At 48.6% G+C, this 12,526-nt stretch carries 13 protein-coding genes; 6 read left to right on the top strand and 7 right to left on the bottom strand.

The features are described from left to right. Position 1: 1 nt before the first annotated feature. The 3 genes from radA to yghU all read left to right on the top strand — a co-directional run bounded on the left by radA (position 2) and on the right by yghU (position 3,316). Entirely contained in the window at positions 2-1,372 is a 1,371-nt protein-coding gene (gene radA / locus W04_RS08845; protein WP_026111063.1) for a DNA repair protein RadA, read from the top strand. 48 nt (positions 1,373-1,420) lie between these two features. Continuing rightward, on the top strand, positions 1,421-2,338 hold the full coding sequence (locus W04_RS08840) for a hypothetical protein (RefSeq protein ID WP_053910578.1): 918 nt from the start codon (positions 1,421-1,423) through the stop codon (positions 2,336-2,338). Between the two features lie 135 nt (positions 2,339-2,473). Further along, entirely contained in the window at positions 2,474-3,316 is an 843-nt protein-coding gene (gene yghU, locus W04_RS08835; protein ID WP_053910577.1) for a glutathione-dependent disulfide-bond oxidoreductase, read from the top strand. Between the two features lie 35 nt (positions 3,317-3,351). Here the strand turns inward: yghU and W04_RS19150 are convergent, their stop codons facing one another. From W04_RS19150 to W04_RS08805, 7 genes are all read right to left on the bottom strand, one after another. After that, the gene (locus W04_RS19150) at positions 3,352-3,477 is read right to left on the bottom strand and encodes a hypothetical protein (protein ID WP_022944597.1); all 126 of its coding nucleotides are present in this window, start codon (positions 3,475-3,477) and stop codon (positions 3,352-3,354) included. Between the two features lie 78 nt (positions 3,478-3,555). After that, positions 3,556-4,785: a phosphoglycerate dehydrogenase gene (serA, locus tag W04_RS08830; protein ID WP_053910576.1), complete on the bottom strand. Its 1,230-nt coding sequence runs from the start codon at positions 4,783-4,785 to the stop codon at positions 3,556-3,558. Between the two features lie 13 nt (positions 4,786-4,798). After that, a complete protein-coding gene (rpiA, locus tag W04_RS08825; RefSeq protein WP_022944595.1) occupies positions 4,799-5,452 on the bottom strand; it encodes a ribose-5-phosphate isomerase RpiA in 654 nt (217 codons plus the stop codon). A gap of 46 nt (positions 5,453-5,498) precedes the next feature. Next, the gene (locus W04_RS08820) at positions 5,499-6,110 is read right to left on the bottom strand and encodes a 5-formyltetrahydrofolate cyclo-ligase (protein WP_053910575.1); all 612 of its coding nucleotides are present in this window, start codon (positions 6,108-6,110) and stop codon (positions 5,499-5,501) included. Between the two features lie 3 nt (positions 6,111-6,113). Then, positions 6,114-6,665 (bottom strand): hypothetical protein, encoded by a 552-nt coding sequence (locus W04_RS08815; RefSeq protein WP_053910574.1) that lies wholly within the window; start codon positions 6,663-6,665, stop codon positions 6,114-6,116. Positions 6,666-6,785: 120 nt separating this feature from the next. After that, positions 6,786-8,324: a S10 family peptidase gene (locus W04_RS08810; RefSeq protein WP_053910573.1), complete on the bottom strand. Its 1,539-nt coding sequence runs from the start codon at positions 8,322-8,324 to the stop codon at positions 6,786-6,788. 60 nt (positions 8,325-8,384) lie between these two features. Beyond that, positions 8,385-9,263 (bottom strand): SDR family oxidoreductase, encoded by an 879-nt coding sequence (locus W04_RS08805; protein WP_053910572.1) that lies wholly within the window; start codon positions 9,261-9,263, stop codon positions 8,385-8,387. A gap of 134 nt (positions 9,264-9,397) precedes the next feature. Between W04_RS08805 and W04_RS08800 the strand changes: the two genes are divergently transcribed. From W04_RS08800 to W04_RS08790, 3 genes are all read left to right on the top strand, one after another. Beyond that, the gene (locus W04_RS08800) at positions 9,398-10,639 is read left to right on the top strand and encodes a response regulator (RefSeq protein ID WP_053910571.1); all 1,242 of its coding nucleotides are present in this window, start codon (positions 9,398-9,400) and stop codon (positions 10,637-10,639) included. Positions 10,640-10,820: 181 nt separating this feature from the next. Continuing rightward, complete coding sequence (locus W04_RS08795; RefSeq protein WP_022944590.1) at positions 10,821-11,159, top strand: P-II family nitrogen regulator; 339 nt, start codon at positions 10,821-10,823, stop codon at positions 11,157-11,159. 11 nt (positions 11,160-11,170) lie between these two features. Continuing rightward, positions 11,171-12,400, top strand: coding sequence for an ammonium transporter (locus W04_RS08790; protein WP_053910570.1), 1,230 nt, complete (start codon positions 11,171-11,173; stop codon positions 12,398-12,400). Positions 12,401-12,526 lie beyond the last annotated feature (126 nt).

Genomic DNA, 12,526 nt, shown 5'->3' with positions numbered 1-12,526 from the left:
TATGGTAAAAAAGAAAACAGCTTTTGTATGTAATGAGTGTGGTGCTGAGTTTGCGCGTTGGCAAGGTCAATGTAGCGAGTGCAAAGCATGGAACACAGTAACCGAATTTCGTGTGCCCTCGGTTAAATCGGCGCCACGCAATAGTGCTGCGAGCGGCTATGCCGGCATGGTTGAGGCCAAAATTCAAACCCTGGATGAGGTTAACCTTGAAAGCCTGCCGCGCTTCTCCACCGGGTTTGTTGAGTTTGACCGCGTGTTAGGGGGCGGTGTGGTGCCGGGGAGTGCCATTCTTATCGGTGGCGAGCCTGGAGCCGGTAAAAGTACTATTTTGCTGCAAACCATGTGTGGCCTCGCAGAAAATATGAAAACCCTGTATGTCACCGGGGAAGAGTCTCTGCAGCAAGTGGCTATGCGGGCAAAGCGTTTGGGGTTGCCCACCAATAAGCTGCAAACCTTAGCCGAAACCAATGTCGAAACCATTTGCCAGCTGGCGCTAAGAGAGAAGCCCGGGATCATGGTCATTGATTCCATTCAAGTCATGCATATGGCCGATGTGCAATCGGCACCGGGTAGCGTTTCCCAGGTGAGAGAAAGTGCGGCGTACCTCACCCGTTTTGCTAAACAAAATCAAATAGCCATGATCATGGTGGGCCATGTGACCAAAGACGGCTCCTTAGCCGGCCCTAAGGTATTAGAACACTGCATTGATTGTTCTATTTTACTTGAAGGCAGCAGTGATAGCCGTTTTCGCACTTTGCGTGGTCACAAAAACCGCTTTGGCGCAGTAAACGAGCTTGGGGTGTTCGCCATGACTGGGCAAGGCTTGCGTGAGGTGAAAAACCCCTCGGCTATTTTCTTGAACCGCTCACAAGAGCAAACACCGGGCTCGTTAGTGATGGTGGTGTGGGAAGGTACCAGACCGCTGCTGGTGGAAGTGCAGGCGCTAGTCGATTATTCGCAGCTTGCAAACCCTCGTCGCGTCACGGTGGGTTTGGAACAAAATCGCCTCGCGATGTTATTAGCAGTGCTACACCGCCATGGCGGTTTACAAGTGGCCGATCAGGATGTGTTTGTTAACGTCGTCGGTGGTGTCAAGGTCACGGAAACCAGTGCTGATTTGGCTTTGATTGTGGCTTTGGTGTCCAGCTTTAAAAATTATAGCTTGGCCCGTGAGCTCGTGGTCTTTGGTGAAGTTGGCCTGGGCGGGGAGATTCGTCCAGTGCCCAGTGGTCAAGAACGACTGCGTGAAGCCGCGAAACATGGCTTTAAACGTGCTATTGTACCCATTGACAATAAACCGAAAGAGGCAATCGAGGGCATGGAAGTCACAGCAGTCGCAAGCTTAAGCGATGCACTCGATGCGTTATTTTAAAGTAAAGTCCAAACTAGGAGGGAGCTGGACACTCCCAAGGAAGTCAACATGAAAAAACTACTCATTGTCGGTGCCGTGGGTGCCATCGCCATTGGCGGATACAGCTATGCCAATTATTATGTGTCGAAAGAAGCGCGCAAGGGCATTGATCAGCAGCTAATGCAAATTCAAACGCAAACAGGCCTTGATATTCGCTACGACGAGATTTCTGCCAATGTATTGGACAATGCGTTGGCGTTGGCCGATATTTCTGTCAATGACCACCTCGGCGAGCAAATTGCTCAGATTGAGCGTGTTGAAATGACCGGCTATGAGCCGAATAAGATTTCTGAATATTCTCGTGTCGAAATCAAAGACTTAACTTTCTCAGGTGCCGCAGTGCAAGGCATGGATGAGCTTAAAGGCGAGAATATCAATGTCTTGAGTGAGTTCACTTATGATGAAAAAAGTGGTGATGCGGATATTTTTACCAAGCTCAATGCAGGTAAATTAGCCGATGTTGAGTTTAGCTTTGCCATGACCAATTCACAGGCGTTAATGGCAGTGTCGCAGCAACTTAATGAGATGCAACAACAATCGCAACAAGAGCAGGGGAACTTACAGCAACAGCTGGCGCTTCAAAGCCAGATGATGAGTGCTGTGACCGAGTTGGTGCCAAAGAAAGTGAGCTTTAAATTAGCCAACAACGGTAAACTCAAGGCGCTTCTTGAGCGCCTAGTTGGCGAGCAAGGCATGACCTATGAGCAATTCCAACAAAATGCCCAGCAACAATTGAGCATGTCACCGGCGCCGGTGGTATTGCGAGAAGCGGCACTGAATTTTATCGAGGGCACGGAGCAGTTTGAAGTCTCTATGCAGGTTCCCGAGAATACCTCGGTGGCAGAAATTAATCAGCAAATGATGACACTAATGGGTAAGCCGGAAGAGTTGGCTGACTACTTTAGCTTGCATGCTGTAGGCAAATAATGATCACCCATAGCGCGCACGGATGTGGGCGGTAAAATTCAAAAAGGCACCTGAAGGTGCCTTTTTTGCTCTTGTAATTATATTATCCACCCTCAGGTCTATACTCAAAACGTTTTTACATCATCAGGAGCGACAATGAGTAAATCGACCTACACTCCGCCGAAAGTTTGGCAGTTCGATAGCGAAAGCGGCGGCAAATGGGCAAGCCTAAATAAACCCACAGCAGGAGCCACGTTCGAGCAGCATCTGCCAAGCGGACAGCACCCCTTTCAGCTTTACTCTATGGCCACTCCTAATGGTCAAAAGGTCACGATTATGTTCGAAGAGCTGCTAGAGCAGGGAATTAAAGGCGCCGAATACGATGCTTTTTTAATCGACATTAGCGAAGGCGACCAGTTTGGTTCTGACTTTGTTGCCATTAACCCAAACTCAAAAATCCCGGCGTTATTGGACACCTCCAGCACCCCCGCCACACCGGTTTTTGAATCGGGAGCAATACTGCTTTATTTAGCACAGAAATTTGCCACGCTTATCCCTTCAGAGCCTTATGCAAAGGCGCAGTGTATGAATTGGTTATTTTGGCAGATGGGCAGCGCGCCGTATCTAGGTGGCGGTTTTGGTCACTTTTATGCTTATGCCCCAGAGCCGATGGAATATCCCATCAATCGCTTTACCATGGAAACTAAGCGCCAGTTGGATGTGTTAGATAAGCACTTGGCGCAAAACGAGTATATGGCCGGTGAGCAATACTCTATTGCCGATATTGCTATTTGGCCTTGGTATGGGGCCTTGGTGTTAGGGCGGTTATACGATGCCGCTGAGTTTCTCAGTGTACACGGGTATAAGCATGTGTTGGCGTGGGCCAAGAGAATTGACGCTCGGCCTGCAGTAAAGCGGGGCCAACGAGTTAATCGCGTATGGGGTGAGCCGAGCGAGCAACTCAAAGAGCGCCATGCCAGTAGCGACTTTGATACCTAAACCAGCAGCCGCTTGGATTGGCAAGAGTCTGGGTATTACGCTAGAAGCTCGCCTACTTTAATACCCAAGGCAAAAATACCCACCGCCACTAAAAAGGCAATGAGGGTGATATGGCCGCGACGTTCTTTCGCTTTGTCTTTGTTATTATTGTTAGAGTCCATAAGGTGATCCCTATTAGTTATTGTTGATCAAAAAAGCACAGCCGAAGCTGTGCTTTTTAGTCTACCTATACAAACCATTTAGTGCAAAATTCGCGCACGTATGGTGCCGTCCACGGCGCTGAGTTCTTTCAATGCCACTTCGGAGTGGTCGCTATCCACATCAATAACGACATAACCTATGTTGTCATCGGTTTGCAGGTACTGCGCGGCTATATTAATGCCATGCTGTGCAAACGCTTGGTTAATTTGTGTCAGTACACCCGGGCGGTTTTGGTGAATGTGTAACAGGCGACTACGATTAGCCAGTTCTGGCAGGGCTACTTCAGGGAAATTGACGGCTGTCATTGTTGAGCCGTTGTCCGAGTATTTAGCGAGCTTACCGGCCACTTCCACACCAATACTTTCTTGCGCCTCTTGCGTGGAGCCGCCAACATGGGGGGTTAAAATAACGTTGTCGAATTGGCGCAATGGCGAGACGAATTCTTCATCGTTTGATTTCGGTTCAACAGGGAACACATCAATGGCCGCGCCGGATAGGCTCTGCTCTTCAAGTGCCTCGGCAAGGGCGTCAATATCGACAACGGTGCCGCGTGAGGCGTTAATCAAGATACTGCCTTTTTTCATGACCGCTAACTCAGCGGTGCCGATGAGGTTCTTTGTTTGCGGGGTTTCCGGCACGTGTAAACTGACTACGTCCGATTGTTGCAGTAGTTTAGTGAGGTTTTCTACTTGTTGGGCATTACCTAAGGATAACTTATCTTCAATATCGTAATACCGCACTTGCATGCCAATGTTCTCAGCCATAATGCCCAACTGAGTACCGATGTGGCCATAGCCTATGATACCCAATGTTTTGCCTCGAGCCTCAAAAGAACCTTCTGCTGATTTCAGCCACTGGCCTCGGTGAGCCATGGCATTGCGCTTAGGAATACCGCGCAGTAACAATAAAATCTCACCCAGCACCAATTCGGCGACCGAGCGAGTATTGGAAAATGGTGCGTTGAAGACCGCAATCCCCCGGCGCTTCGCGGCGTCGAGGTCAACTTGGTTAGTACCAATACAGAAGCAACCGACAGCGACCAGCTTTTGCGCCGCATCTAAGACCTGTTCTGTGAGTTGTGTACGTGAGCGCAAGCCAACGAAGTGCACGTCGCTAATGCGCTCTACAAGTTCACTTTCAGGTAGCGAGGTTTTAACGTAATCGATATTGCTGTAACCGTTGCGTTTTAGCGTTTCCACCGCACTTTGGTGTACGCCCTCTAGCAAGAGAATCTTAATTTTGTCTTTTGCTAACGATACCTTACTCATGTTCCTCATTCCTCTAACGTGTAGTAGGCCCCTGCGCAGTACCAACGACAACAGCATCGGCACCACGATGGGCAAATAGGCCGTTGGTTACAACACCGACGACTTGGTTTAATGTCTGCTCAAGCGACTTGGCATCAACAATATGTAAATTATGCACGTCCAAAATGACATTGCCGTTATCGGTAGTGACACCTTGGCGATAAACTGGGTCACCCCCGAGTTTAACAATTTCACGGGCGACATAGCTGCGCGCCATCGGGATCACTTCCACTGGCAGTGGGAACTCACCCAAGGTATCGACGATTTTGCTCTCATCAACGATACACACAAAGCGCTTGGCCACTGCCGCGACAATCTTCTCACGAGTCAATGCTGCACCGCCGCCTTTGATCATTTCATTGTTGGCGTTGATCTCATCGGCGCCATCAACATAAATATCGAGGCTACTGACATCATTGAGCTCAAATACCTCTATTCCTAACGCTTTTAACCGTTGTGTTGAGGCTTCAGAACTGGAAACGGCGCCACGAATCGTGTCTTTTATCGACGCCAGTGCATCAATAAAGTGATTCACAGTAGAACCGGTGCCAACACCAACAATCGTGTCGCTTTTTACATAGTCTAGCGCTGCCCAAGCAGCCGCTTTTTTCATTTCATCTTGAGTCATGGTGTGCTCATTAAAGAGTTAATAGCAAAGGGTTTCGGTTAGTGTATCACTGTGCACCGGGGCGATAAATTGTCTTCGGTGTCACAATATAATCAAGTGGCACATCCCAACTCGCGACCGGTAGTTGCGCCACTTCTTGGCATTGATGAGCAATGCCTATGAGCAGAGGGCGCTGACTTCGATCGGCGGGGATTTGTGCTAATGTGCGGTCATAATATCCGCCACCCATACCCAACCGATTGCCTTGACTATCAAATGCAACCAGTGGCGTGAGAATATAATCTAACTGCGCAACCGGACACACATGACTGCAATTCAACTTGGGTTCCAAGATACCATAGCGGTTTGTGCTCATGGGTGAATTTTCTTCATACCTCTGGAAGAGTAAATGAGTCTTTGAAAAGGGGTGAATGATGGGCAGGTTGGGTACTGCTTTTTTAGCCCATAAGTCTTCAAATATGGGAGATAGGCTGGGTTCCCCATCGTTCGCCAAGTACCCGCCTACTTGGGTCCCTTGAGTAACTTTTGTAACTTGAAGAAAATTAATGATGAGGTCGTCGGCGGCACTTTTTTGTTCAGAAGTGGATAAGCTTTTTCTCATTTCCCGCATCTTCTTGCGGATGTCAATACGTTGCTGATTAAACTGATTCGCACTCATAGCTTAAAAAGTTAGTAATTCAGGGTAGATGAAAGCCAACGCGAGCACACCAAGCAGAAGCACAATCAGCGCGATTAAGGTCAACAAAGGCCAACGTTTGCGACTAGGCTGGGGCGCCAGCTCGAGCTCCTCGTCGAGGCTGAGATCAACGGCAAAATCATCATTCACTTCATTACTAGAGTCTTGCTGTAGCTGATCATTGAGGCGGTTATCCATATCATCAAGACGCTCCTCAAGGCGAATAAGGCTACTGGTAATATAATCAAGCGCCGCCAAAATTTGTTCGTCTCTAGCAGCGGCCGATGCCGTATTCCCGGTCTCATTGGCTGTACTTTGCATGCTTTGCAATCGAGTACGAATGCCCAGCGAAGCCAACACCTTAGCTTGTTTTAATGCTTTGGTTTTGTCACTGGGAGCGAAGATACTCCGCCCAGTAAAAAACGCTTGCGCCTGCTTGGGTGACAGTTTGAGTTTCTGCTGCAACGCATGTGCGACTTCGCTTTGCTCAAGACCCTCATCGAGGCTGGCGAATACTAACCTATATTGTTCACTCATAGATATCCTGCTGTGCTGATACAGCTACAACGATTGTGTAGTTGTGAGTATAAATCCTTTTTTTTAAAAAGAAAAAGCCCACCATTGGGTGGGCTTTAATAGATACAGTGAGTATCCGGCTTAGTATTTAGCCGCTGCTCCTTGTTCTGGCAGAGCGTTCAAAATGAACTCGCGCAAATCGTTGTTTGAGCTTTCTAAATCAGCTCGACGTAAATACATCATATGACCACTGCGGTAGCCTTTAAAACTCAAGCGTTCTTTCATTTTACCGCTTGGGTCTAGCTGCCACATTGTGTACTTGGCATCAAAATAGTTGGTCGCACCATCGTAGTAGCCTGATTGGATTAGCACATTGAGGTAGGGGTTTTGTGCCATCGCCAAGCGTAGGTTTTCACCAGTGTTGTTATTGCTACGGTCCCAAGGATGCACCGAGCCAAACATGTTGTATTTCACATCGGTTTTGTAATTTAGCTCTTCACTAAGGTAGTAGTTGATAGCCGGTGTGAACGAGTGCAACCAAGAAGTCAGCTCCGCCCAGTAATCTGGACGCTCGCCGGTGTCACGCTTATCAATACCTAAATAACGAGAGTCCAAACGTCCCACTGTTTGCCCGCGCTCACGTAATAGCTCTTTCCAAAAAGACATGGTGGGCACATCGAGGTTGTTGCGCTCAATATAGGTTTCAGAGACGCCTGCATAGCGGGCCATTTGTGTAACGATGCGACGTTTTTCATCGTCAGAGATAAAGCCACCTTTGGCCAGCGCTGGGATCAGCTCATTGACAGTGAAGGTTTCTACTTCGCTTAAAAACGGCTCGAGGTCCATGTTTTGGTACTGCTCATCTAGCGCCTTATGATACCACGCTGTGGCAGCGAAGTAGGGCAGACGGTTAGCGGCTTCCACGGGGCCTTCGCGTTTGATACCGATCTCTGTAGGCGATACCAGCACCACACCGTTGAGGTACATCCATTGGCTGTTTTGTAACTCTAACGCCAAACCTGATACTCGGGTGGTGCCATAGCTTTCACCAATTAGGAATTTGGGCGAGCGCCAGCGATTATGACGATGTACAAAGGTATTGAGCCACTCAGCTAAATATTGAATATCGGCGTTAACGCCAAAGAACATATCCTTTTGCTTGTCGCGGCTAGGCATTTTGCCATCAGCGTCCGGCAATACGCGAGAGTAGCCGGTGTTAACTGGGTTTACATAGACAATATCCGCTACATCTAGCACCGAGTAGGGGTTTTCTTTAACACCGTAGGGTTGAACTGGGTAACCCTCGTCATCAATCTTTAATACCTTGGGGCCGGTGTAAGCTAGGTGCATCCACACCGACGCCGAGCCAGGTCCACCATTGAATGAAATAAGCAGCGGACGCTGGGTGTCATCATCAACACCATCACGCTTATAGTAGGTGTAATGCAGTGTAGCCACAGCATGGCCTTGGTCGTCCCACACCGGTTGCGTGCCCGTCTCGGCGGTGTACGATAAGCGATCGCCATTGATGCGCGCTTTGTGCTCGGTAATAACTTTACTATCGATATCAATTTGGCGGCTGTGCTGTGAGGCGTCGTGCTGATCGACCTCGGCAACAGCCAGTGGCGAAAGTGCCACTGCAAGAGTTAGGCTCAATGCCTTTAATTGTGTTGCGAACATGATTCACCCTTAGTTCCTGTAGTTTTCTCCATTAAAGGAGTTCAAAGTGACAAGTACAAGTTAATGCGACAAGTGGGGAGCAATCACTGTGGCGATACGAGCACTAAAATCACTATCAATGGTCAGCCCCATCGGCGCCAGTCGAGTATCACGCAATTGACAATCCTTGGGCCGTGGTGCAGCGTTGCTGTCCACACTGGCAGCACTGAGACTGTTGGGGTCAATATGTAATAGCGGTGCCATGGCTTGGGCCATTGCCAGTTTAGTGAGCTTTTCGCTGGCACTGATATGGAATATACCGCTTAGGTCGTTGTTCATCATATGCAGCGCATTACTGAGCACATCGGCAATATCGTTAACATTTGTTGGCAAGCGCTGCGCCTCATCGTCAAACTGCCGTTGTCCGGCTTTTAGTTGTGCCGCAATGGTGGTCACAGCCGATTCTTTTAAGTGAGAAACTTCACCGTAAAGTACCGGGATACGAACGATGGCTGCATCGGGGTAGTTTGCTTGCAATAGTGTTTCACTGCGCGCTTTGGATTCACCATAGAGGTTCAGTGGGTTGACGGCAGCGCCTTCTTCATAGGGCGGGTGCTGGCCATCAAATACGTAATCAGTACTAATAAAGATGAGTCGGCATTGGTACTCGGTGCATAACTGGGCGATATGTTCGGTAACCTCGCAGTTCAGTTGTATGCTGCGTTGCGGGTCGGTATCAAATTGGTCTGGGTTGCGCTCAGCGGCTGCATGAATAAACACCTCGGGGCGATGCTTTGAAAAAAGCGCGGACAATGCCTCGGCATCGGTCAGGTCGACTTTAACAAGGGGTGGCTGAGCACGGGAAAAACCTAACCCAATCACTTGGTGATGCGGCGCAAGACGCTGATAAAGCGCACGGCCGAGTAACCCGGTTGCGCCGGATAGCATGATAGTAGACATAATAAAAACGCAGGTCATCTATTGGTGGAACTCACCCTAGCGACACAAGTTTATAAAGTCAAAGATGTCCTTTAATGCCAAAGTGTGGTTAAATTTGGTCCGCTTAATGAAAGATATTCACCTTGGAGTTGGCGATGGCCCGAGTATTGATTGTTGAAGATAGTAAAGTTGTGCAGCAAGTATTGCGCCATTTGCTAACGCAAAAATTTGCCCGTGAATTTATTAAGCACGTTGATTTTGCTTGGAATTATGAGCAAGCCCAAGAGCTACTTGAGCAGCACACATATGATTTGGCATTGGTTGACATGACCTTGCCAGACTGTGCCAGTGGCGATGCTGCGCGCCTTACGATTGAACATAATGTCGCTTCAGTCATTTTAACCTCGAGTATGGATGAGTCTCAGCGCCAACAGATGCTGGAACTCGGCGTGGTTGATTATGTTATTAAAGATAACCGTGACTCCTACCTTTATGCCGTGCGTCTATTAACGCAGCTACTGCGTAATAAAGGTCTACCCGTACTGGTGGCTGATGATTCGCAATTAAGCCGACAAGTACTTAAGCAGTTACTACAGCGTCAGCTTTATCATGTTATTGAGGCTGAAGACGGTGAACAAGCGCTGGCGATATTGCGTGAAGACACCAGTATCAAGCTGCTGCTATGTGATTATGCTATGCCGAAAATGGACGGCTTCGAATTAGTACGAGCGGTACGTAACCACCGAGGCCGTGATGATCTGGCTATTATTGGTATTTCCGGGGCGGGCAACAATGGTTTATCGGCGAAGTTTATCAAATACGGCGCCAATGACTTTTTGACTAAGCCGTTCATGAATGAAGAATTTCATTGTCGCGTGCTGCAAACGGTAGAGCAGCTGCATTTAATCGAACAAATTAAAGCCACGGCAGAGCGTGATTACCTCACCGGCATGTTTAATCGTCGCTATTTACAAGAGCATGGTCGGCGCTTATTTGCAAAAGATAAACACGCTGTCACGGTGGCGCTTATCGACGCCGATAACTTCAAACAGATCAACGACCAGTATGGTCACCAAGCCGGAGACAGCGCGCTTCGACAGCTTGCCCAGCGACTACAGCAGCACCTTGATGAGCACATTGTTGCGCGGTTTGGTGGTGAAGAGTTCGCCGTGTTGGCACATTGTCACGATAGTGCACAATTGCAGCAGCAGCTGGAAAATGTAAACGATTCGCTGCGCGATGAGCCAATAGAACTAATCGATAGCACGCATACACTAAGTGTCAGCATTGGCTTAGCAGCGATGAATCATCATGACTTCGATGCCTGCTTAAGTGCTGCTGATAAAGCCCTTTATCGCGCTAAGGCGCAAGGTAAATGTCAGCTGGTGTGTGAATAACATCATCGCTGTGATGAGTTAACGCACAACTTTGGTCAGAGCGACTGATAAACGCACCACAATGGTGCGTTTTTTTATGCCTAGATAAGTTAATGCGCTGTTAAATAAAGGGAATTTAAACTGGCATAAAGGTTGGATTGGTCCTTAGACAATAATAATGAATATTGCCTAAGGGGGCCGTATGAAAATGATCAGCGCCATCATCAAGCCATTTAAACTTGATGAAGTACGCGAAGCCTTGGCGGAGCTGGGTATAGAGGGGATGACTGTGGTTGATGTTAAAGGCTTTGGCCGGCAACGCGGACACACCGAACTCTATCGCGGCGCCGAATACCAGGTGGACTTTATTCCCAAAATTAAAATCGAAATCGCAACCTTAAGCGACAACGTCGACAGAGTGGTTGAGCTCATCACCCAGGTGGCCTCCACTGGCAAAATTGGCGACGGTAAGATTTTCGTTTATGACCTTGACCAAATTGTGCGCATCCGTACGGGTGAGCTCGACGAAGAAGCGATTTAAGGGGAGCCATCATGGAAAATACGGTTGTAGAATTACAGTTTTCACTCAATACCTTTTACTTTTTAATCTCCGGGGTGCTGGTGATGTGGATGGCAGCAGGCTTTGCTATGCTCGAAGCAGGGCTCGTGCGCTCTAAAAACACCACCGAGATCCTAACGAAAAACATCGCTTTGTATGCTATCGCTTGCACCATGTACTTGCTGATTGGGTATAACATCATGTACGTGGATAACGCTGAGGGCGGCTTTATACCTAGCTTTGGAGCCTTGATAGGCACCCAAGCCAGTGATGCCGATCATGCGCTAGAGTCTGACTTTTTCTTCCAAGTTGTCTTTGTTGCCACCGCCATGTCTATTGTCTCTGGCGCTGTCGCGGAGCGTATGAAGCTGTGGGCATTCTTAATCTTCTGTGTTGCTCTCACTGGGGTGCTATACCCACTTGAAGGCTACTGGACATGGGGTGGAGGCTTTTTATCGGAAATGGGCTTTATTGATTTTGCCGGCTCAGGCATTGTGCACGGCGCGGGTGCATCAGCAGCGTTGGCCGGTGTGTTACTGCTCGGTGCGCGCCGAGGTAAATACGGTAAAAACGGTGAAATTTACCCCATTCCTGGTTCTAACTTGCCACTGGCAACACTGGGCACCTTTATTTTGTGGATGGGCTGGTTTGGTTTCAATGGCGGCTCGCAGTTATTTATTAGCGATGCTGAGAATGCCACCGCAGTGGGTAAAATCATGCTCAACACCAATGCTGCCGCAGCAGCCGGTGCCGTGGCTTCCTTACTTGTGTGCAAAACTTATTGGGGTAAAGCCGATTTAACGATGGTATTAAATGGTGCTCTTGCTGGGCTGGTGGTGATCACCGCTGAGCCGGCGTCCCCTTCACCCTTGCTGGCTATTTTACTTGGCGCGATAGGGGGCATTGCCGTTGTCTTTAGCATTGTCGCTTTGGATAAGGCGCGTATTGATGACCCGGTGGGTGCTATCTCAGTGCATGGGGTGTGCGGTGCTATTGGCTTAATGTTAGTGCCCTTGTCGAACGCTGACGCCAGCTATGCCACGCAGTTAATTGGTTTATTGTGTATCTTTGGCTTCATGTTCGTAGCGTCATTTATTGTTTGGGCTATTTTGAAGAAAATCATCGGCATTCGTGTCGGCGAGGAAGAAGAGCTCAACGGTATGGACCAGCACGATTGCGGTATTGATGCTTATCCGGAGTTTGTGTCTGTACGTTCCAGTTAAGCTCACCCATTCCCATAGAACGCCAGCCCCTAGCTGGCGTTTTTTATGCTTATTTGCTGCTGCATAAGTCAGTCACAGTTAAGTTTTACCACGCTAGAGTTCACTCGCACCCTGCTTGGCATGCTC

Source organism: Pseudoalteromonas sp. SW0106-04, assembly GCF_001293805.1.
GTDB lineage: Bacteria > Pseudomonadota > Gammaproteobacteria > Enterobacterales > Alteromonadaceae > Pseudoalteromonas > Pseudoalteromonas ruthenica.
This window is presented reverse-complemented; position numbering and strand designations above follow the sequence as displayed.

What these genes read in the sequence shown, in the direction of transcription:
- radA (WP_026111063.1), top strand. Translation starts at nt 2, where the DNA reads ATGGTAAAAAAGAAAACAGCTTTTGTATGTAATGAGTGTGGTGCTGAG.
- W04_RS08840 (WP_053910578.1), top strand. Translation starts at nt 1,421, where the DNA reads ATGAAAAAACTACTCATTGTCGGTGCCGTGGGTGCCATCGCCATTGGC.
- yghU (WP_053910577.1), top strand. Translation starts at nt 2,474, where the DNA reads ATGAGTAAATCGACCTACACTCCGCCGAAAGTTTGGCAGTTCGATAGC.
- W04_RS19150 (WP_022944597.1), bottom strand. Translation starts at nt 3,477, where the DNA reads ATGGACTCTAACAATAATAACAAAGACAAAGCGAAAGAACGTCGCGGC.
- serA (WP_053910576.1), bottom strand. Translation starts at nt 4,785, where the DNA reads ATGAGTAAGGTATCGTTAGCAAAAGACAAAATTAAGATTCTCTTGCTA.
- rpiA (WP_022944595.1), bottom strand. Translation starts at nt 5,452, where the DNA reads ATGACTCAAGATGAAATGAAAAAAGCGGCTGCTTGGGCAGCGCTAGAC.
- W04_RS08820 (WP_053910575.1), bottom strand. Translation starts at nt 6,110, where the DNA reads ATGAGTGCGAATCAGTTTAATCAGCAACGTATTGACATCCGCAAGAAG.
- W04_RS08815 (WP_053910574.1), bottom strand. Translation starts at nt 6,665, where the DNA reads ATGAGTGAACAATATAGGTTAGTATTCGCCAGCCTCGATGAGGGTCTT.
- W04_RS08810 (WP_053910573.1), bottom strand. Translation starts at nt 8,324, where the DNA reads ATGTTCGCAACACAATTAAAGGCATTGAGCCTAACTCTTGCAGTGGCA.
- W04_RS08805 (WP_053910572.1), bottom strand. Translation starts at nt 9,263, where the DNA reads ATGTCTACTATCATGCTATCCGGCGCAACCGGGTTACTCGGCCGTGCG.
- W04_RS08800 (WP_053910571.1), top strand. Translation starts at nt 9,398, where the DNA reads ATGGCCCGAGTATTGATTGTTGAAGATAGTAAAGTTGTGCAGCAAGTA.
- W04_RS08795 (WP_022944590.1), top strand. Translation starts at nt 10,821, where the DNA reads ATGAAAATGATCAGCGCCATCATCAAGCCATTTAAACTTGATGAAGTA.
- W04_RS08790 (WP_053910570.1), top strand. Translation starts at nt 11,171, where the DNA reads ATGGAAAATACGGTTGTAGAATTACAGTTTTCACTCAATACCTTTTAC.